This window comes from Streptomyces sp. NRRL F-525 (assembly GCF_000716605.1).
In the GTDB taxonomy this organism is placed as follows: domain Bacteria; phylum Actinomycetota; class Actinomycetes; order Streptomycetales; family Streptomycetaceae; genus Streptomyces.
Map to the genome: position 1 here is coordinate 1 of NZ_JNXE01000014.1, position 18624 is coordinate 18624.

The following is an 18624-nucleotide window of genomic DNA, read 5'->3' on the forward strand; positions in this document are numbered from 1 at the left end:
TCCCCCGCCCCACCCCCGACCCCGCCTTCTCCTGGAGCGAGCCCCTGCACCCCGGCGAAGGACGCCCGGTCGTGTCGTTCGGGGAACCCGAGGGGTACGACGAGCGGGCGCGGCCGCGGCCGTTGGGGGCGCGGATGCGGTCGCGTACCGCCGCTGTCGGTGTCTGTGTCGTGCTCGGTCTCGGGCTCATCGGCGGTGCGGTGACCGGGAGTTGGCTGACCGGGGACGACGGAGCGGACAGCGGCGCCACTTCCTTCGCCGCCGCCGGGCAGCTGTGGCACAGCGTGCCCGTCGACCAGCTGTTCCCGCCCACCGTGGAAGGGCAGGGGGCCGGCCCCGGCGGCGCCGACCGCACCTGGACGCGGATCGCCGTCGCCCCGGACACGGGGTGCGCCGGTGCCTTCGACCCGCTGCTGAGCGACGTGCTCGCCCCCGTCGGCTGCCAGCGGCTCCTCCGCGCCACCTACACCGACGCCACCCAGAGCTACGTCACCACCGTCGGCATCCTCTTCACCAAGGGCGACCTCGCCGCGATGACCGCCCTCTCCACCCGGTTCAAGAACGAGAACCTCGGCAACCGCACCGACCTCATGCCCCGCTCGTACGCAGCCAAGGGCACCCTCGCCGCCGCCTTCGGCGACAAACAGCGGGCCTCGTGGACCGTGTCCGTCCTCACCGACGCCCCCGTCGTCGTCTACGCCGTCTCCGGCTGGGCGGACGGCCGCAAGGTCGACGTACCCGAACCCGCCGACCAGGCCGTCACGTCCGGCGGCACCGAAGCCCCCGCCCAGGCCGGTCTCGGCAACGAGGCGCAGGGGCTCGCCGACCGCGTCGAGCGGAGCCTGCGCAAGACCGTCGACTCGCCCTCGGGGGCCTCGACGACCTCTGAGAGCTCGGAGAAAAAGACCTCATGAGCGTCATCGTCCGCCGGGCCGGTCTGCTGAGCGGTCTCCTCGCCGCCTCCCTCGCCCTGGTCCCGTCCACCGTCGCGCACGCCGACGGCATACGCGCCCAGGAGTGGGCCCTGGACGCCATGCACACCCAGGAGGCCTGGCAGACCACCAAGGGCAAGGGCATCACCGTCGCCGTCCTGGACACCGGCGTCGAGGCCGACCACCCCGACCTCACCGGCAACGTCCTCGCAGGCAAGGACATGGTCGGCTTCGGGGCCAAGCCGGGCGACCGCGCCTGGGCCCGGCACGGCACCGCCATGGCCGGGATCATCGCCGGCCACGGACACGGCCCCGGCGACACCGACGGAGTCATCGGCATCGCCCCCGAGGCCAAGATCCTCCCCGTCCGCGTGATCCTCGAAGACGGCGACTCCGCCCGCGGCAAGGCCCGCACCACCCGGGGCAACGCCCTTGCGGACGGCATCCGTTGGGCCGCCGACCACGGCGCCGACGTCATCAACCTCTCCCTCGGCGACGACTCCGCCTCCGCCCACCCCGAGCCCGCCGAGGACGAGGCCGTGCAGTACGCCCTGAAGAAGGGCGTCGCCGTCGTCGCCTCGGCCGGCAACGGCGGCGAGAAGGGCGACCACGTCTCCTACCCGGCCGCCTACCCGGGCGTGATCGCCGCGACCGCCGTGGACCGCTTCGGCACCCGCGCCTCCTTCTCCACCCGCCGCTGGTACGCCACGGTCAGCGCCCCCGGCGTGAACGTCGTCATCGCCGACCCCGACCACAAGTACTACGAGGGATGGGGGACCAGCGCCGCGTCCGCCTTCGTCTCGGGCGCCGTCGCGCTCATCAAGGCGGCCCACCCTGGACTGACCCCGGCCCAGATCAAGAAGCTCCTCGAGGACACCGCGCGCAACCCCCCGGCCGGCGGCCGCGACGACTCCCGCGGCTACGGCTTCATCGACCCCGCCGCCGCCATCAAGGCCGCCGCCGCCCTCAAGCCCACCGGCCTGCGCTCCGCCGCCTACGGCAAGAAGTACTTCGGCTCAGGACCGGACGTCGCCAAGACCGACAGCAGTACGTCCGACTGGGCGGCCCCCCTCGCGGGCAGCGTCGGCGGAGTCCTCCTCGTCGCCGCGGTCGTCCTGTGGCGCGGACGGCGCCGACGCCCCGCGGCCTTCTGAACACAGGGGTGAGCAGCGGGAGTTGGCCGCGGACGTCAGACGGCCACTCAGTCGGTCGCCGACGCCGAAGCCGCCGTAGACGAACCGCTGTCCTCGCCGAACGCCGCGACCCCCGCCTTCGCCGCCGCCTCGATCAGCGTGATGCCCTTGGTCTGTGTCGTGCTGCCCTTCGACAACACGGCGACCAGGTACGTGTCGCCGTCCGTGCCGGTCACCCGGCCGATGCTGTTGACGTCCCACAGTCCGGTCGTGCTGCGCGCCAACCACCCGTTCTTCAACGCCCACTTGGAGCCGTCGGCCGCGGCCGACACCCCCCACTGCTGGTCGGCCTCTATCTCCTTCATCAGACCCTGGATGTACGACTGCGACGCCGAGCTCAGCTTCGAGTCGTCCCCGAACACCTGCTGGAGCAGGGTGAGTTGGTCGGCGGCCGTGGTCTGGGTCAGGCCCCAGAGCGGGCCCGCGCCACCCGTGGTGCCGGTCAGTCCGAACGTCTTGTTCGCCTTGCCGAGCCCGTCCGCCGTGCCGATGATGTTCCACAGCGCCGTGGCGGAGTCGTTGTCGCTGTTCTGGATCATCGTGGTGGCGTGCGACTTCTCCGTCGCCGTCAACTGCCGCCCCGCGTCCTGCGCTTGGAGCAGCAGTGTCGCGAGGATGTCGACCTTGACGATGCTCGCCGTGTCGAAGGCGGCACTGCCGTACGTGGCGCTCTCGCCGGAGGTCAGATCGAGCACCGCCACCGACACCTTCTGGTCGCCGGTCGGAGTCACCGAACCCATCGCCTTGGCCAGCAGCGCGTCGTAGTCGACCGTCGGCTGCGTCACAGGTTCCACCGTCGCCTCCTGGCTGCCCGACGCCGACGCCGAGGCCGACGGTGCCGCCGACGAGGATACGGCGCCGGAGTGAGCGTGTGCCTTCACATACACCGTGCCCGCCGCCGTAGCACCCACGACGGCCACGGTGGCGAGGGCGATGTAGGGGAGCGGGCGGCGCCGGGAGGGACGCGCGCGGTGGTTTCGGCGGGCGGCTCTGGAAGACTCCATGCCCGCGATCGTGGTGGCGGCGACTGTGCGACACGTGAGATGAAAGTTAGATGTCTGTCAACTGTGTCTGAGAAACGTGTGAAAGCTGTGTCCTCCGCGTTTCAGGACCCGCACAAGCCCTGCAGCATCCCCCCGATAGGGTCGGTCACCGTGGCGAACAAGAACATTCCCGACTCCGGCTACTCCGACGACGACGGCACGGCCGACCCCGCACTGAGCGCGGCGCTCGCCGCCTGGGCCGAGGACCGCACTGCCGTAGGGCCCGTCCTGGCGGCCCTCAAGGGCGCCCGGCTGCTCGTGCCCGTGGTGGCCGTCCTCGGTGAGGTCGAGGAGGACGAGAACGGGCTGCGCCGCGAGAAGACCAGCGACATGGCCGTGCCGACGCTGAAGGCCGGCGGCCGTACCGCGCTGCCCGCCTTCACGTCCACCGAATCGCTGGCCCGCTGGGATCCGGCGGCCCGGCCCGTGGCCGTACCGCTGCACCAGGCCCTCCAGGCCGCCGTGCACGAGAAGGCGGACACGATCGTGCTGGACCTCGCCGGGCCCGTGCCGTACGAACTGAGCGGGTCCGCGCTGCTCGCGGTGGCGGAGGGGCGCACGACCGCCGATCCGCTCACCGATCCGGCGGTGGTGGAGGCGGTACGGACCGCGGTCGCCGCCGAGCCCGCCGTGCTGCGCGCCCACCTCGGTCCCGGCCAGGCCGACGGCACCCTCGCCCTCGTGCTCGACCCGGCCGCGCCCGCCGCCGAGGCCGCCCGCGCGGTGGCCCGGCGGCTCGCCGACGACGAGACGCTGAGGGCCCGCCTGGTGCGCGGCCTCGACCTGGCACTGCTGCCGGCCGGGGCGACGCCTCCGGGCGAGCCCTTGTACGTACGTATGGGGTGAGCTGCTAGCCGTAGATCGGGCCCGTGTACTTCTCGCCCGGGCCCTGGCCCGGCTCGTCGCGGACGAGGGACGCCTCGCGGAAGGCCAGCTGGAGGGACTTCAGGCCGTCGCGCAGCGGGGCCGCGTGGAACGAGCTGATCTCGGTGGCGCTGGCGTCGAGGAGGCCGGCCAGGGCGGTGACCAGCTTGCGGGCCTCGTCCAGGTCCTTGTACTTGTCGCCCTCCTCGGTCAGCCCCAGCTTCACGGCGGCGGCGCTCATCAGGTTCACGGCGACCGTCACGATCACCTCGACCGCCGGGACCTCCGCGATGTCGCGGGCCATGGCGTCGAAGTCGGGGGCGTCAACATTCGGGGACTCGGGAGGCGTGTCACTCATGCCCCACACGATAGGGCCCGGTGTACGGCGGTTCGCACCACCCCCGGGGAGCTGCTAACCTTGTGTGATGACCGGCCAGGCACTGTGGTGCCCGGCCAACAAGTGGAGGCTCCGATCTCCCACCTGACTGTCCTCACGGACGGCGGGTCACCCCGGTCAGGCGGTCACCATCGTTCCGTACGGACGATGGAGTCGCCCGAAAGCGCGCCCCGCGATCATCGCGGCGGTGCTCCGGCAGTGTTTTGGAGCCCCGTCTTGTGATCGTCCGGGGCATTTTTTGTGTTCCGGCGCGGTTAGGTCTGTCTACCGAAGACAAACGCGGCCGTCCGCCAGATGGCCGTGTTGGTGCTAACCGAGGAGGATCCATCAGCACCGAGCCCCGTATCAACGACCGGATTCGCGTTCCCGAAGTGCGACTTGTCGGTCCGAGCGGCGAGCAGGTCGGAATTGTTCCGCTTGCCAAGGCCCTTGAGCTTGCGCAGGAGTACGACCTGGACCTGGTCGAGGTTGCGGCGAGTGCACGTCCGCCGGTCTGCAAGCTCATGGACTACGGGAAGTTCAAGTACGAGTCGGCCATGAAGGCCCGTGAGGCGCGCAAGAACCAGGCGCACACGGTCATCAAGGAGATGAAGCTCCGGCCGAAGATCGACCCGCACGACTATGACACCAAGAAGGGTCACGTCGTCCGGTTCCTCAAGCAGGGCGACAAGGTCAAGATCACGATCATGTTCCGTGGTCGCGAGCAGTCCCGGCCGGAGCTCGGCTACCGACTGCTGCAGCGTCTCGCGGAGGACGTGGCCGACCTCGGGTTCGTCGAGTCGAACCCGAAGCAGGACGGCCGAAACATGATCATGGTGCTCGGCCCGCACAAGAAGAAGACCGAGGCGATGGCCGAGGCCCGTGAGGCCCAGGCCGCCCGCAAGGCGGAAGCGAAGGCCAATCCGGGCAAGTCGCAGAACGCCGCGGAGTCCGAGTTCGACGACGAGAACCTCGTGGACGAGGACACCGTCGACGAGGTCGAGACCGTCGAGGCCCCGGCCGAGGCTCGCGCCGACGCCTGATCCCCGGACGCCAGTCCAGGGAAGTAACCGATACAAGAGCGACGCTCCACCTGTGCCCGGTTTCACGACCGGGCACCGGAGCGCCACCGACGAGGAGATACGGCGCTATGCCGAAGAACAAGTCGCACAGCGGTGCCAGCAAGCGCTTCAAGATCACCGGCTCCGGCAAGGTGCTCCGCGAGCGTGCCGGCAAGCGCCACCTGCTCGAGCACAAGTCGTCCCGTGTGACGCGTCGCCTCACCGGCAACGCCGAGATGGCCCCGGGCGACGCCAAGAAGATCAAGAAGCTTCTCGGCAAGTGACGTACGCGGCGCTCCCGTCGAGCGCCGTACGTCTGGACCGGGACCCCATCGATTCCGGGCCGTGTGAGTCCAACCACGGCCCCGCTACAAGGAGTTAAACAAGTGGCACGCGTCAAGCGGGCAGTCAACGCCCACAAGAAGCGCCGGGCGATCCTCGAAGCGGCCTCCGGCTACCGCGGTCAGCGTTCGCGCCTGTACCGCAAGGCCAAGGAGCAGGTCACCCACTCGCTGGTCTACAACTACAACGACCGCAAGAAGCGCAAGGGCGACTTCCGTCGGCTGTGGATCCAGCGCATCAACGCCGCTGCCCGCGCCAACGGCATCACGTACAACCGCTTCATCCAGGGTCTGAACGCGGCGAACATCGAGGTCGACCGCAAGATCCTCGCCGAGCTGGCTGTCAACGACGCCGGTGCGTTCGCCGCGCTGGTCGAGGTTGCGCAGAAGGCTCTGCCGAGCGACGTCAACGCGCCCAAGGCCGCGTGACGCTGCGCTGGTTTGAGCGGTGACTTGAAGGACCCGCAGGTTTTTGCCTGCGGGTCCTTTGTTGCTGGGGCGGCCCGGTTCGTTGTCGGGTGCGGGTGCGTTGTGGCTGGTCGCGCAGTTCCCCGCGCCCCTAAAAAAACACGGTCGGCCTGAGATTGAAGGTGAAGCGGAGTATGTCCCCGAACGGTCCCGAGCTTATTTCTCCCCGTTCCGCTCGTGTTGCCGCTGCTCGGCGGCTCGGCAAGCGGAACTTTCGGAGCAAGGAGCGGCTGTTTCTTGCCGAGGGGCCGCAGGCTGTGCGGGAGGCTGCCGGGTACAAGGACACGCTCGTTGAGTTGTTCGCGACCGTTGAGGCTGCCGAGCGGTATGCCGACATCGTCGGTGAAGCCCGTGAGGCCGGTGCCCGGGTGCATCTTGCGGACGAGCAGGTCATCGCCGATATCTCTACGACGGTCACTCCGCAGGGGCTCGTCGGGGTCTGTCGGTTTCTCGACACTTCCTTCGAGGAGATTCTCAAGGCGCGGCCCAAGCTCGTTGCCGTGCTTGCCAATGTGCGCGACCCCGGGAACGCCGGCACCGTTCTGCGGTGTGCTGATGCGGCCGGGGCCGAGGCCGTCGTACTGACTGACGCTTCTGTCGATCTCTACAACCCGAAGGCTGTACGGGCGTCCGTGGGCTCCCTGTTCCACCTTCCCGTCGCTGTCGGGGTGCCCGTTGAGCAGGCCGTGGCCGGGCTCAAGGGGATCGGGGTGCGGATTCTTGCCGCTGATGGGGCCGGGGACGATGACCTCGATGACGAGTTGGATCAGGGGACCATGGGTGGGCCCACCGCCTGGGTGTTCGGGAACGAGGCGTGGGGGCTTCCGCAGGAGACTCGGGGGCTCGCGGACGCCGTTGTGCGGGTTCCGATCCACGGGAAGGCCGAGAGCCTGAACCTCGCCACCGCCGCCGCCGTATGTCTCTATGCGTCGGCGCGTGCACAGCGCGCCTCCGGAGGGTGCCGCTCTGTCACCGGCAGCTAGTAGGGTGACCAGCTCGGGGGCCACCTGCGCCGTATGAGAAGAGGTGGGGTACGGGGATGACTGTCGGCACGAGCAGCGCGCCGGGAGCACGGGGTGTGCCCCGGCCGTCCGAGGCCCGGCACGACGACCTCGGCATCGATCCCGACGAGCTGGCCGACGGTCTCGTGATCGCCGATGAGCACGGGCATGTCGTCTGCTTCAACGCCGCCGCCGAGCGCATCACCTCCCTCGCCGCCTCCGACGCCCTTGGGCAGCGGTTGGAGAAGGCCCTTCCGTTAGAGGACCTGGAGGGTCGCCGGTGGTGGCAACTGACCGATCCGTATGGCGGGTTGGCCATCCGGGTGCGGCAGCCCGAGCGGAACTTGCTGTTGCCGGGCGGGCATGAGGTTCTTGTCACCGCGCGTTACGTCCGTACCGAGCCTCTCGGGCCTGTTCGGCGGGTTGTCGTCTCCCTTCGTGACACCGAGGCCCGGCGTCGTACCGAGCGCAGTCACGCCGAGCTGATCGCCACCGTCGCGCACGAGCTGCGTTCTCCGCTCACCTCCGTCAAGGGGTTCACCGCGACCCTGCTCGCCAAGTGGGAACGTTTCACCGACGACCAGAAGCGGCTGATGCTGGAGACCGTCGACGCCGACGCCAACCGCGTCACCCGGCTCATCGCCGAGCTGCTCGACATCTCCCGCATCGACTCGGGGCGGCTGGAGCTGCGCCGCCAGCCCGTCGACATGGGGGCGGCCGTCGGCCGTCACATCCAGGCGTACGTCGCCGCGGGGCAGACCGCCGACCGGTTCCTGCTCCGGGTGGAACAGCCGCTGCCCGATCTGTGGGCCGACCCCGACAAGGTCGACCAGGTGCTGAGCAACCTGCTGGAAAATGCGGTGCGCCACGGCGAGGGAACCGTCACCATCGACGTCACGGCCTCCGCGTCCCCGCGCGAGGGCGAGGAGACCGGCACCTCGGTGACGGTGAGCGACGAAGGCCCAGGCATCCCGGAGGAGTCCATGAACCGCGTGTTCACCCGCTTCTGGCGGGGCAGCAAGCGCGGCGGCACCGGCCTCGGGCTGTACATCGTCAAGGGCATCGTCGAAGCCCACGGCGGCACCATCACGGTCGGCCGCGCCCCGGGTGGCGGCGCCGAGTTCCGATTTACGTTGCCCGTGGGCACCCCGGCGTATCTGCAGTAGCCCTGCAGCAGTCGCCGACGAGGGCCCACGGGCGAGGTCACCTGCCTCACCCCCGTTAGACTCGGCCTTTGGCACCTTTGCGTCCCCGTTTCAGGGACGACGACGCGTCCCCCGAGTCGAGTCGGGACGGGGACCATCCGCCAGCCAACCGGAAGCACGGGAAGAGATGTCGGCACCGAATAAGTCGTACGACCCTGTAGAGGTCGAGGCCTTGAAACCGGAAGAGATCGAGCGCATGCGGGACGAGGCGCTCGCCGCCTTCGCCGCCGCCGGTGACCTCGACGCGCTCCAGGAGGCCAAGGTCGCCCACACCGGCGGCACCTCGCCCCTCGCCCTCGCCAACCGCGAGATCGGCGCGCTGCCCCCGCAGGCCAAGGCCGCGGCCGGCAAGCTCGTCGGCCAGGCCCGGGGCGCGGTGAACAAGGCCCTCGCCGCCCGCCAGGCCGAGCTGGAGGCCGACCGCGACGCCCGCGTCCTGGTCGAAGAGGCGGTGGACGTCACGCTGCCGTACGACCGCGTCCCGGCCGGCGCCCGGCACCCGCTCACCACGTTCATGGAGCGCGTCGCCGACGTCTTCGTGTCCATGGGGTACGAGATCGCCGAGGGCCCCGAGGTCGAGGCGGAGTGGTTCAACTTCGACGCGCTCAACTTCACCCCGGACCACCCGGCCCGGCAGATGCAGGACACCTTCTTCGTCCAGGGCCCCGAGGGGACCGAGGGCGACGAGTCCGGTGTCGTGCTGCGGACGCACACCTCGCCGGTGCAGGCCCGCGCCATGCTGGACCGTGAGCCGCCGGTCTACATCGTGTGCCCCGGCCGCGTGTACCGCACGGACGAGCTGGACGCCACGCACACCCCGGTCTTCCACCAGATCGAGCTCCTCGCCATCGACGAGGGCCTGACCATGGCCGACCTCAAGGGCACCCTCGACCACATGGTCCAGTCGCTCTTCGGCGCGGAGATGAAGACCCGGCTGCGGCCGAACTACTTCCCCTTCACCGAGCCGTCCGCCGAGATGGACATGCTCTGCTACGTCTGCAAGGGCGAGTCCGTCGGCAACCCCGACCGCCCCTGCCGTACCTGCTCCTCCGAGGGCTGGATCGAGCTGGGCGGCTGCGGCATGGTCAACCCGCGCGTGCTCGTCGCCTGTGGTGTGGACCCGGAGAAGTACAGCGGATTCGCGTTCGGGTTCGGCATCGAGCGGATGCTGATGTTCCGCCACAACGTCGAAGACATGCGAGACATCGTCGAGGGCGACGTCCGGTTCACCCGGCCGTTCGGGATGGAGATCTGATGCGCGTCCCGCTTTCTTGGCTGCGGGAGTACGTCGACCTGCCGGCGACGGAGACCGGCCGAGACGTCCAGGCCAAGCTCATTTCCGTAGGCCTTGAGGTAGAGACTGTCGAGCAGTTGGGCGACGGCCTCAAGGGCCCGCTCGTCGTCGGCAAGGTCCTCACCATCGAGGAGCTGGAGGGCTTCAAGAAGCCCATCCGCTTCTGCACGGTCGACGTCGGTCAGGCCAACGGCACCGGTGAGCCCCAGGAGATCGTCTGCGGCGCCCGCAACTTCGCCGTCGGCGACAAGGTCGTCGTGGTCCTCCCCGGCGCGGTCCTGCCGGGCGACTTCGCGATCGCCGCGCGCAAGACGTACGGCAAGACCTCACACGGCATGATCTGCTCCGGCGACGAGCTGGGCATGGGCGACGACGGCTCGCACGGCATCATCGTGCTGCCGCCCGAGCACGAGGTCGGCACCGACGCGATCGAGCTGCTCCAGCTCGTCGACGAGGTCCTCGACATCGCCGTCACGCCCGACCGCGGCTACGCCCTGTCGATCCGCGGCGTCGCCCGCGAGACCGCCACCGCGTACGGCCTCCCGCTGCGCGACCCGGCGCTCCTGGACGTCCCGCAGCCGAACGCCTTCGGCTACCCGGTCCAGGTCTCCGACCCGATGGGCTGCGACCGCTTCACCGCCCGCACGGTCACCGGCCTCGACCCCGACGCCCGCTCCCCGCTCTGGCTCACGCGCCGCCTCCAGAAGGCGGGCATGCGCCCGATCTCGCTCGCCGTCGACATCACCAACTACGTGATGCTGGAGCTGGGCCAGCCCCTGCACGCCTACGACCGTTCCCGCGTCCAGGGTCCGATCGGCGTGCGCCGGGCCACGCAGGGCGAGAAGCTCACCACCCTCGACGGCGCCAAGCGCACGCTGGACGCCGAGGACCTGGTGATCACCGACGACCGGGGCCCCATCGGCCTCGCGGGCGTCATGGGCGGTGCCAACACGGAGATCGACGACACCGAGGGCACCACCACCGAGGTCGTCGTCGAGGCCGCGCACTTCGACGCGCTCTCCATCTCGCGTACGGCCCGCCGCCACAAGCTGGCCTCCGAGGCGTCCAAGCGCTTCGAGCGCGGAGTCGACCCGCAGGCCGCGTCGGCCGCCGCCCAGCGCACGGTGGACCTCCTGGTCCTCCTCGCGGGCGGCACGGCGGACGCGGGCGTCACCGAGGTCATCGCGCCCTCGGCCCCGCACACCATCACCATCCCGGCGGACCACCCGGACAAGGTCGCGGGTGTCGAGTACGGCCGCGAGACCGTCGTACGGCGTCTCCAGGAGGTCGGCTGCGACGTGTACGGGCAGGACGAGCTGATCGTCACCGTCCCGTCCTGGCGCCCCGACCTCACCGACCCGAACGACCTGGCCGAAGAGGTCATCCGCCTGGAGGGCTACGAGAACCTGCCCTCCACGCTCCCCAAGCCCCCCGCGGGCCGGGGCCTAACCGACCGCCAGCGCCTCCACCGCCGGATCGGCCGCGCGCTGGCCGGTGCCGGTTACGTCGAGGCGCCGAACTACCCCTTCATCGGCGAGCACGTCTTCGACCAGTTCGGCCTGACCGCCGACGACCCGAACCGCAAGGTCGTCAAGCTGGTCAACCCGCTCTCGGACGAGGAGCCGGCGCTTCGTACGACGCTGCTGCCGGGGCTGCTGGGTGCCTTGCGGCGCAATGACGGTCGGGGCTCGCATGATCTCGCGCTGTTCGAGACCGGGCTGGTCTTCCACCCGCGTGAAGAGCTGAAGATCGCGGTACGGCTGCCTGTCGACCGGCGTCCCACCGACGAGGAGATCGCTTCTCTCACCGAGGCGCTGCCCGTTCAGCCTCGGCATGCCGCCGTCGTCCTCGCGGGCGCGCGTGAGCAGGCCGGGTGGTGGGGCAAGGGGCGGCCGTCCGACTGGGCCGACGCGGTCGAGGCGGCGCGGGTGCTGGCGCGTGAGGCCGGGACCGAACTCCTTGTGCGGGGTGGGCAGTACGGGCCCTGGCATCCGGGGCGGTGTGCGGAACTCGCCGTTGTCGTCGAGGGTGTTGAGCAAGTCATCGGGTACGCGGGGGAGTTGCACCCGGGTGTGCTGAAGACGCTGGGGTTGCCTGCGCGTACCAGTGCGATGGAACTCGACCTGGATGTCCTTGAGTTGGCGTCTTCGGGGGTTCCCAAGGGGCCGAAGATCTCTACGTTCCCTGTTGCTACGCAGGATGTCGCGCTCGTTGTTGATGTGGCTGTGCCGCATGCGGGGGTTGAGGCTGCGTTGCGTGAAGGGGCGGGTGAGCTGCTGGAGTCGATCCGGTTGTTCGACGTCTATGAGAATGCTGCGCAGTTGGGCGAGGGCAAGAAGTCGCTGGCGTATGCGTTGCGGTTCCGGGCGGCTGATCGGACGTTGACTGTCGATGAGGCGTCGGCGGCTCGGGATGCGGCGGTCGCGTTGGCTGGAGAGCGGGTCGGGGCCGTGCTTCGCGGCTAAGGGGTGGGGAGCTGTTGTTGTTTGCCGGCTGCGGGCTCGTTGTGGCTGGTCGCGCAGTTCCCCGCGCCCCTTAACGGCACCCCCGTCGGCCTGTGTTTGAGGTCCCACCTGCATAAATGCGGGTGTCTCAGGTCGGCTCACTCGTTCGGGTGAGAAGTCTGGGTGATGTGGCCCGATCGGGGCATGTGGTCGACAGAATCGGACCGGCCTTTCGGGGTCGGTCCGATTGCGCTGTCGGGGCCTATTTGGGGGGCCACAGGCATGATCCGCATCAAGGCTGGGGTGCCCCGCAGGACGCGCCCGAGGACGCGTGCTCGCCGTCCGCTGCGCAGGGCGCTCGCCCTGGGGCTGCCCACGGTCTGGGGCGCCATAGCGATCACCTACAAACTCACCTGCCCGCTCGCCCAGCAGAACAGCCTGGGCGCACGCATCGTCACCAGCGCGGTGTTCTTCGCGGTCGGCACCGGACTCATCGTCCAGGTCCGCCGTTCCCTGCTCCGCGAACTCCGGCAGATCCGCCAGATCGCCGGTGCCGCGCAGAACGCCCTGCTGCGGCCACTCCCACCCCGCCTCGACGGGCTGAACATCGCCGCCGCCCAACTGTCCGCGGAGCGCGGTGCGGTGGTCGGCGGTGACCTGTACGAGGTGATCGCCACCGAGCACGGCGTCCGGGTCGTGATGGGCGACGTCCGCGGCCACGGCATCTCCGCGATCGGCACGGTCGCCGCCGTCCTCGGCAGTTTCCGCGAGGCCGCCCACGACGAACCCGATCTCGAAGGTGTCCTACGACGACTGGAGCGGGCCCTCGCCCGCCACCTCCGCGAACGCGCCCGCGCGGAACACCCCGCCTCGGGCGGCCTCGACCCCGACAGCCCGGTCGCCGAGGAGTTCGTCACCGTACTGCTGCTGGAGATTGGGAGGGACGGGGAGGTGCGGGGGCTGAACTGCGGTCATCCGTGGCCGTATTTGTTGAGTGGGGCGAATGTCGAACCACTTGCCCGCGCCGATCCCCTTCCGCCCCTCGGCCCGTTCCCGCTGCCGACCGAGCTGCCGTTCGTCTGCTGTGGCCAACTCCTTCCGGGTGAGGCCCTGTTCCTCTACACGGACGGAGCGGAGGACGCCCGTGACACGAGGGGCCGCTTCTTCCCGCTGAGGGATGCGTTGACCGCCGCTGTGGCCCAACATCCGCTCCCCGTACCCCAGTCGGTTCTGGGTTCGGTCTTCACGGCGTTGCTCCGCCACGCGGGCGGCACCCCGACAGATGACGTGGCGATACTCATCCTGCGCAACGATCGCAGGCCCACTCCCACCCCCTCAGGGGCGCGGGGAACTGCGCGACAAGCCACGACGGCGCAGCACCCGACCAACTACCCACAACACAACGGCGTTTAGTCGCACTGTTCCGAACCCCACCGCAAAGCCAGGCCGCCGCACTTACGAGGGGGAGCCGGCGGCCCGGCCGGCCTCTTGCGAGGCAATCCAGTCAACCGGTTCGGAACTCTCCGCAACAGCGCGCACACACCACGGATTCGCGCACTCCGTTCACACCCGGTGTGAACCGAACCGCACTACTCTGTCCGCACCGAGTCACCGGGGGGCCTCCCATGCAGCCCAACACACTCCTCGACGCGATCCTGGACGAGGCGGGAATCTCGCACGCGGGACTCGCCGCCCACGTGAACCAGGCCGGACGGGCCCGAGGGCTCGCGCTACGGTACGAACACACCGCCGTGGCAAGGTGGTTGAAGGGTCAGCGGCCACGGGGGCAGGTCCCGGACCTGATCTGTGAGGTGCTCGCGACCCGCCTCCACAGACCCGTGACCCTCGACGACATCGGCCTCGGCGTACCGGGCGAACCGTCCACCCCGCACGGCACCTCCCTCTCCGGCTTCGTCGAACGGGCCACCGCCCTGTGGCGCTCCGACGAACAGCAGCGCCCGCACATCCTCGGCGCCCCCGCGGTCACCGGCACCCCCGCCGTGATGCCCGTATGGGAGTGGGAGAACCCGCCCGACGACGTCGACGTCTCGCGCGGCGGCCGGCACCGGGTGAGCATGGCCGACATCGAGATGCTGCGCGCGGCCCGAGCCCACTACGAGCAGATGTACCGCAAGGCCGGCGGCGTCGCGACCCGCACCCGCATCGTCGGCTTCCTCAACTCCGAGACCGCACCCCTGCTGCGCGGCAGCTACACCGACGCCACCGGCCGCCAACTGCACCGCGCCACCGGCGGGTTGGTGGCCATCGCGGGCATCTGCGCCTACGACTCCGACGCGCACGGACTCGCTCAGCGTTATTTCCATCAGGCGCTGCGGCTCGCAAAAGCCAGCAATGACCGGGGACTTGGTGCCTACGTCATCGCGCTGCTGGTCAACCAGTCTTTGTTCATGCGGGAGTTCCGCCAGGCCGTCGCCTTCGCGGAGGCCGCGCTGCGGGCGGCGGGACGGCAGATCACCCCGGCGCTCGCCTCCGACCTGTACGCGATGCAGGCGAAGGCGTACGCGCACCTCGGCGACGGCACGAGCGCCCTGTCCTGCATCCGGCGTGCCGAGCAGGCCGCCGAACGCATCCGGCGCGGATACGAACCCGACGAGACCGGCTATGTCCAGCCGGGCCTGGTCAACGTCCAGGTGGCGGAGGCGCTGCTCAGCCTCGGCGATCTGACGGCGGCCGGGGAACACGCCCACGCGGCCGTGGACACTCCGGCGCACGACCGGGGCCGGGTGCACCGGCTGGCCATGCTCAGCCAGATCGAACTGCGCCAGGGAAACGCCGACAAAGCGGTGGCCACGGCGGTGCAGATGGCCGAGCAGGCACGGGGGATGGAGTCCCAGCGGCTGCGCGACAGACTCCGCGCGGTCCGCGAGTACCTGGTGCGCAGCGACTGCGCGGGTACCACCGAGGCGGCCGAACTCATCGACGGGGCACTGCGCGTACCGCTGTAGAGAGCGCCCGGGAGAGCGCCGTAGACCACACCACAGTCCCTGCTGCGATATTGCCACTTACTCGACGGAAGGTGGCAGAACCGTGCAGTGGACGAAACAGAACGAACAAACTGTGTACTCAAACCGCTGGTTCAGCGTCAATCTCGCGGATGTCGAACTACCCGACGGCCGACACCTCGACCACTTCCTCATACGGCTGCGCCCGGTGGCCGTGGCGACGGTGGTCAACGAGGCGAACGAAGTTCTCCTGCTCTGGCGGCACCGTTTCATCACCGACAGCTGGGGGTGGGAGCTCGCGGCCGGCGTCGTCGAGGACGGCGAGGACATCGCGCGGGCGGCCGCCAGGGAACTGGAGGAAGAGACCGGCTGGCGGCCGGGGCCCCTGCACCACCTGATGAGCGTGGAGCCGTCCAACGGGCTCACGGACGCCCGGCACCACATCTACTGGGCCGACGAGGGCGAGTACACCGGACACCCCGTGGACGACTTCGAGTCGGACCGCCGGGAATGGGTACCACTCAAACTCGTACCCGACATGGTCGCCCGCGGGGAGGTCCCGGCCGCCAATATGGCGGCCGCGTTAATGCTGTTGCACCACCTGAGGGGCGCCCCGTAGGGGCGCGGGGAACTGCGCGACCAGCCACGACGAACCCGCAGCCAACCGACCGCCCTTCGGGCTCTAGCGTCCCAAGGCCTGCCAGATAGTCACGACAAGCGCACCCACGGCGGTCATGGCCGCAATAGCCGGCAGCGGCCACCGCGTGTGCTCCAGTGCAACGATTCGCGCGCTCAGATCGTCCAGTTCCTTGTCCGTCTCCTCGGTGCGATGACTGAGCAGGGCCAGCCCACCCTCGACACGCGCGTACGCGACGTCGAGGCGGCGGCGTAACTCTGCGAGTTCTCCATGGACCACGGGATGCTCGGGGTCGGCGGTCACGGGTCCGCTCCTTTCCGTAGTCGGAACATCCCTTGCATGCGCATGAAGAGTCAACTCGCCTGGTGGACACCGGGGGAGAGTGTGCGAGCGGCATATGCGGGCCCGGCGCGCACACGGTGTGTGAATGGCGCGGGCCCGGCACTCCGAAGAGTGCCGGGCCCGCAACCGCCAAAGTATTACGGTGAGTTGCCGCGAGGGAAGTGCTCAGGCGTAGGTGTAGAACCCCGAACCGGACTTACGGCCCAGCCGCCCCGCGTCGACCATGCGCTGGAGCAGCGGGGGAGCGGCGTAGAGCGGCTCCTTGTACTCCTCATACATCGAGAAGGCCACCGACGCGACCGTGTCCAGACCGATCAGGTCGGCCAGCTTCAGCGGGCCCATCGGGTGGGCGCAGCCGAGCTCCATGCCGTTGTCGATGTCCTCGCGGCTGGCGATGCCCGACTCGAACATCCGGATCGCGGAGAGGAGATAGGGGATCAGCAGCGCGTTGACCACGAACCCGGAGCGGTCCTGCGCGCGGATCGCGTGCTTGCCGAGCGCCTTCTCGGCGAACAACTGCGCGCGGCTGAGCGTGCCCTCGGAGGTGGTGAGCGCCGGGATCAGCTCGACGAGCTTCTGCACCGGGGCCGGGTTGAAGAAGTGGATGCCGATGACCTGGTCGGGGCGCGAGGTGGCGACCGCGAGCCGGACCAGCGGGATCGAGGAGGTGTTGGAGGCGAGGATCGCGTCGGGGCGGGTCACGACCTGGTCGAGCACCTGGAAGATCTCGGTCTTCACCTGCTCGTTCTCGACGACGGCCTCGATCACGAGGTCGCGGTCGGCGAACTCGCCGAGATCGGTGGTGAAGCTGAGCCGCGCCTGCGTCTCCGCCAGCTCCTCGGCCGTGATCTTGCCGCGCTCGGCCGCCTTGGTCAGAGAGTTGAACAGCCGGGTCCGGCCGATCTCCAGGGCCTCGCCGGTGGTCTCGGCGACCTTCACGTCCAGGCCGGAGCGGGCACACACTTCGGCGATACCGGCGCCCATCTGGCCGCAGCCGACCACTCCGACGCGCTCGATGTCGGTCACATCGTCCCCTTCGCAGATCTACGGCTGTCGCAGGACCCCGTTGTTCGGCGCCTGCTCCGATCGTGCACGTTACCCGCAAGTATCGATGATCGATCGCCGGGGTCGGGCATTCTGGGGCGCGGAGACGATCCGTGACGGCACGGATCCACAGCGTATGGGGGTGTGCAGATGGGGCGATTGTCACGTCGGGCGTTCGCGATGGCAGCGCTGTCGACGCTGGCCACGACGGGCAGCGCGGCGGCCGACACCGGGTACGCGCGGAGGCCGCCCGGGCGTCCGCGCGGGGTCACCGAGATGCGGGGCGTGTGGCTGGCGACGGTGGCCAACCGCGACTGGCCCTCCCGCCCGGGCCTCACCGCGGCGCAGCAGCGCACCGAACTGATCGCCCACCTCGACACGGCCGTCCGCGACCGCCTCAACACGGTGATGTTCCAAGTACGGCCCACCGCCGACGCGTTGTGGCCCTCGCCGTACGAGCCCTGGTCGCAGTACCTGACCGGCACCCAGGGCCAGGACCCCGGCTGGGACCCGCTTGGGACGGCCGTAGAAGAGGCGCATGTACGAGGGTTGCAGCTGCACGCGTGGTTCAACCCGTACCGGATCGCCAACAACACCGACCTGTCGAAGCTCGTCGCCTCGCACCCCGCGCGCAAGCACCCGGACTGGGTGGTGGCGTACGGCGGGAAGCTCTACTACAACCCCGGGTTGCCGCAGGTCCGCGCCTTCGTCGAGGACGCGATCCTCGACGCGGTGAAGAAGTACCCCGTGGACGGGGTGCACTTCGACGACTACTTCTATCCGTACCCGGTGGCCGGACAGACCTTCGACGACGACGCGGCCTACGACAAGTACGGGAGCGGATTCGCCGACCGGGCCGCCTGGCGCCGCGACAACATCGACAAGCTGATCCGCGAGACCGCGGCCCGCATCCAGCAGATCCGGCCGGGCACGCGCTTCGGGATCAGCCCCTTCGGCGTGTGGCGCAACGTCGCGACCGACCCGCGCGGCTCCGACACCCGGGCGGGGGTGCAGACGTACGACGACCTCTGCGCGGACACCCGCAAGTGGGTGCGCGAGAACTGGATCGACTACATCGTCCCGCAGCTGTACTGGAACATCGGCTTCGCCGCCGCCGACTACGCGAAGCTGGTGCCCTGGTGGGCGGAGGTCGCGCGCGGCACGAAGACGCGGTTGTACGCGGGTGAGGCGCTGTACAAGGCGGGCGACCCGGCACAGCCCGCGGCCTGGCAGGACCCGGCCGAGCTGTCCCGGCACCTCACTCTCGCCGCGAAGTACCCCGAGGTCGGCGGGCATGTGTTCTTCGCGGCCCGGGATGTGGCCGTGGACTCGTTCGGGGCGATGGCTCGAGTGGTCGCCGATCACTACCAGGAGCCCGCGAAGGCTCCGCGCTGAACTCCCTTTCCGGAAACGGGA

General features: G+C 69.7%; 18 protein-coding genes. 14 read left to right on the forward strand and 4 right to left on the reverse strand.

All coding sequences use genetic code 11. The annotated features are described in order from the left end of the window. The first annotated feature begins 71 nt into the window (after positions 1 to 71). Positions 72 to 914 (forward strand): hypothetical protein, encoded by an 843-nt coding sequence (locus tag OO69_RS20420; protein ID WP_033282391.1) that lies wholly within the window; start codon positions 72 to 74, stop codon positions 912 to 914. Further along, positions 911 to 2086 carry a type VII secretion-associated serine protease mycosin gene (gene mycP, locus OO69_RS20425; protein ID WP_033282170.1) on the forward strand — a complete coding sequence of 392 codons (1176 nt, stop codon included), beginning with the start codon at positions 911 to 913 and terminating at the stop codon, positions 2084 to 2086. The genes OO69_RS20420 and mycP overlap by 4 nt, the downstream gene beginning before the upstream one ends. Positions 2087 to 2133: 47 nt before the next feature. Here mycP and OO69_RS20430 read toward each other — a convergent pair whose 3' ends face one another. Continuing rightward, positions 2134 to 3129, reverse strand: coding sequence for a serine hydrolase (locus OO69_RS20430; RefSeq protein WP_033282171.1), 996 nt, complete (start codon positions 3127 to 3129; stop codon positions 2134 to 2136). A gap of 150 nt (positions 3130 to 3279) precedes the next feature. Between OO69_RS20430 and OO69_RS20435 the strand changes: the two genes are divergently transcribed. Beyond that, positions 3280 to 4014: an SseB family protein gene (locus OO69_RS20435; RefSeq protein WP_033282392.1), complete on the forward strand. Its 735-nt coding sequence runs from the start codon at positions 3280 to 3282 to the stop codon at positions 4012 to 4014. A 4-nt stretch (positions 4015 to 4018) separates the two neighbouring features. Here the strand turns inward: OO69_RS20435 and OO69_RS20440 are convergent, their stop codons facing one another. Next, on the reverse strand, positions 4019 to 4390 hold the full coding sequence (locus tag OO69_RS20440) for a DUF1844 domain-containing protein (protein ID WP_033282172.1): 372 nt from the start codon (positions 4388 to 4390) through the stop codon (positions 4019 to 4021). A gap of 365 nt (positions 4391 to 4755) precedes the next feature. On the opposite strand from OO69_RS20440, the gene infC reads away from it, so the two are divergent. The 10 genes from infC to OO69_RS20490 all read left to right on the forward strand — a co-directional run bounded on the left by infC (position 4756) and on the right by OO69_RS20490 (position 15804). Then, a complete protein-coding gene (gene infC, locus OO69_RS20445) occupies positions 4756 to 5451 on the forward strand; it encodes a translation initiation factor IF-3 (protein WP_078652516.1) in 696 nt (231 codons plus the stop codon). A gap of 107 nt (positions 5452 to 5558) precedes the next feature. Next, positions 5559 to 5753 carry a 50S ribosomal protein L35 gene (rpmI, locus tag OO69_RS20450; protein ID WP_019065473.1) on the forward strand — a complete coding sequence of 65 codons (195 nt, stop codon included), beginning with the start codon at positions 5559 to 5561 and terminating at the stop codon, positions 5751 to 5753. Between the two features lie 102 nt (positions 5754 to 5855). After that, a complete protein-coding gene (gene rplT / locus OO69_RS20455) occupies positions 5856 to 6239 on the forward strand; it encodes a 50S ribosomal protein L20 (protein ID WP_019066261.1) in 384 nt (127 codons plus the stop codon). A gap of 173 nt (positions 6240 to 6412) precedes the next feature. Continuing rightward, complete coding sequence (locus OO69_RS20460; RefSeq protein ID WP_033282174.1) at positions 6413 to 7261, forward strand: TrmH family RNA methyltransferase; 849 nt, start codon at positions 6413 to 6415, stop codon at positions 7259 to 7261. Positions 7262 to 7317: 56 nt separating this feature from the next. After that, complete coding sequence (locus tag OO69_RS20465; protein ID WP_033282175.1) at positions 7318 to 8445, forward strand: sensor histidine kinase; 1128 nt, start codon at positions 7318 to 7320, stop codon at positions 8443 to 8445. A 166-nt stretch (positions 8446 to 8611) separates the two neighbouring features. After that, positions 8612 to 9739: a phenylalanine--tRNA ligase subunit alpha gene (gene pheS, locus OO69_RS20470; RefSeq protein WP_033282176.1), complete on the forward strand. Its 1128-nt coding sequence runs from the start codon at positions 8612 to 8614 to the stop codon at positions 9737 to 9739. Beyond that, entirely contained in the window at positions 9739 to 12243 is a 2505-nt protein-coding gene (pheT, locus tag OO69_RS20475) for a phenylalanine--tRNA ligase subunit beta (protein ID WP_033282177.1), read from the forward strand. The genes pheS and pheT overlap by 1 nt, the downstream gene beginning before the upstream one ends. Positions 12244 to 12504: 261 nt before the next feature. Further along, on the forward strand, positions 12505 to 13635 hold the full coding sequence (locus OO69_RS20480; protein WP_051801133.1) for a PP2C family protein-serine/threonine phosphatase: 1131 nt from the start codon (positions 12505 to 12507) through the stop codon (positions 13633 to 13635). Positions 13636 to 13847: 212 nt separating this feature from the next. Further along, a complete protein-coding gene (locus OO69_RS20485; RefSeq protein WP_033282179.1) occupies positions 13848 to 15188 on the forward strand; it encodes a hypothetical protein in 1341 nt (446 codons plus the stop codon). Positions 15189 to 15270: 82 nt separating this feature from the next. Continuing rightward, positions 15271 to 15804 carry an NUDIX hydrolase gene (locus OO69_RS20490; protein ID WP_078652502.1) on the forward strand — a complete coding sequence of 178 codons (534 nt, stop codon included), beginning with the start codon at positions 15271 to 15273 and terminating at the stop codon, positions 15802 to 15804. A gap of 63 nt (positions 15805 to 15867) precedes the next feature. Here OO69_RS20490 and OO69_RS20495 read toward each other — a convergent pair whose 3' ends face one another. Continuing rightward, positions 15868 to 16125, reverse strand: coding sequence for a hypothetical protein (locus OO69_RS20495; protein ID WP_033282181.1), 258 nt, complete (start codon positions 16123 to 16125; stop codon positions 15868 to 15870). A 204-nt stretch (positions 16126 to 16329) separates the two neighbouring features. Further along, positions 16330 to 17190 (reverse strand): 3-hydroxybutyryl-CoA dehydrogenase, encoded by an 861-nt coding sequence (locus OO69_RS20500; protein ID WP_106971078.1) that lies wholly within the window; start codon positions 17188 to 17190, stop codon positions 16330 to 16332. Between the two features lie 198 nt (positions 17191 to 17388). Here OO69_RS20500 and OO69_RS20505 point away from each other — a divergent pair, with 198 nt between their 5' ends. Continuing rightward, a complete protein-coding gene (locus tag OO69_RS20505; protein ID WP_051801134.1) occupies positions 17389 to 18603 on the forward strand; it encodes a glycoside hydrolase family 10 protein in 1215 nt (404 codons plus the stop codon). Positions 18604 to 18624: the final 21 nt, after the last annotated feature.

Coding starts and splice junctions, on each gene's coding strand:
- pheT (WP_033282177.1), top strand. CDS start 9,739: ATGCGCGTCCCGCTTTCTTGGCTGCGGGAGTACGTCGACCTGCCGGCG.
- pheS (WP_033282176.1), top strand. CDS start 8,612: ATGTCGGCACCGAATAAGTCGTACGACCCTGTAGAGGTCGAGGCCTTG.
- OO69_RS20505 (WP_051801134.1), top strand. CDS start 17,389: ATGGCAGCGCTGTCGACGCTGGCCACGACGGGCAGCGCGGCGGCCGAC.
- OO69_RS20485 (WP_033282179.1), top strand. CDS start 13,848: ATGCAGCCCAACACACTCCTCGACGCGATCCTGGACGAGGCGGGAATC.
- OO69_RS20465 (WP_033282175.1), top strand. CDS start 7,318: ATGACTGTCGGCACGAGCAGCGCGCCGGGAGCACGGGGTGTGCCCCGG.
- OO69_RS20480 (WP_051801133.1), top strand. CDS start 12,505: ATGATCCGCATCAAGGCTGGGGTGCCCCGCAGGACGCGCCCGAGGACG.
- mycP (WP_033282170.1), top strand. CDS start 911: ATGAGCGTCATCGTCCGCCGGGCCGGTCTGCTGAGCGGTCTCCTCGCC.
- rpmI (WP_019065473.1), top strand. CDS start 5,559: ATGCCGAAGAACAAGTCGCACAGCGGTGCCAGCAAGCGCTTCAAGATC.
- OO69_RS20430 (WP_033282171.1), bottom strand. CDS start 3,129: ATGGAGTCTTCCAGAGCCGCCCGCCGAAACCACCGCGCGCGTCCCTCC.
- OO69_RS20440 (WP_033282172.1), bottom strand. CDS start 4,390: ATGAGTGACACGCCTCCCGAGTCCCCGAATGTTGACGCCCCCGACTTC.
- OO69_RS20460 (WP_033282174.1), top strand. CDS start 6,413: ATGTCCCCGAACGGTCCCGAGCTTATTTCTCCCCGTTCCGCTCGTGTT.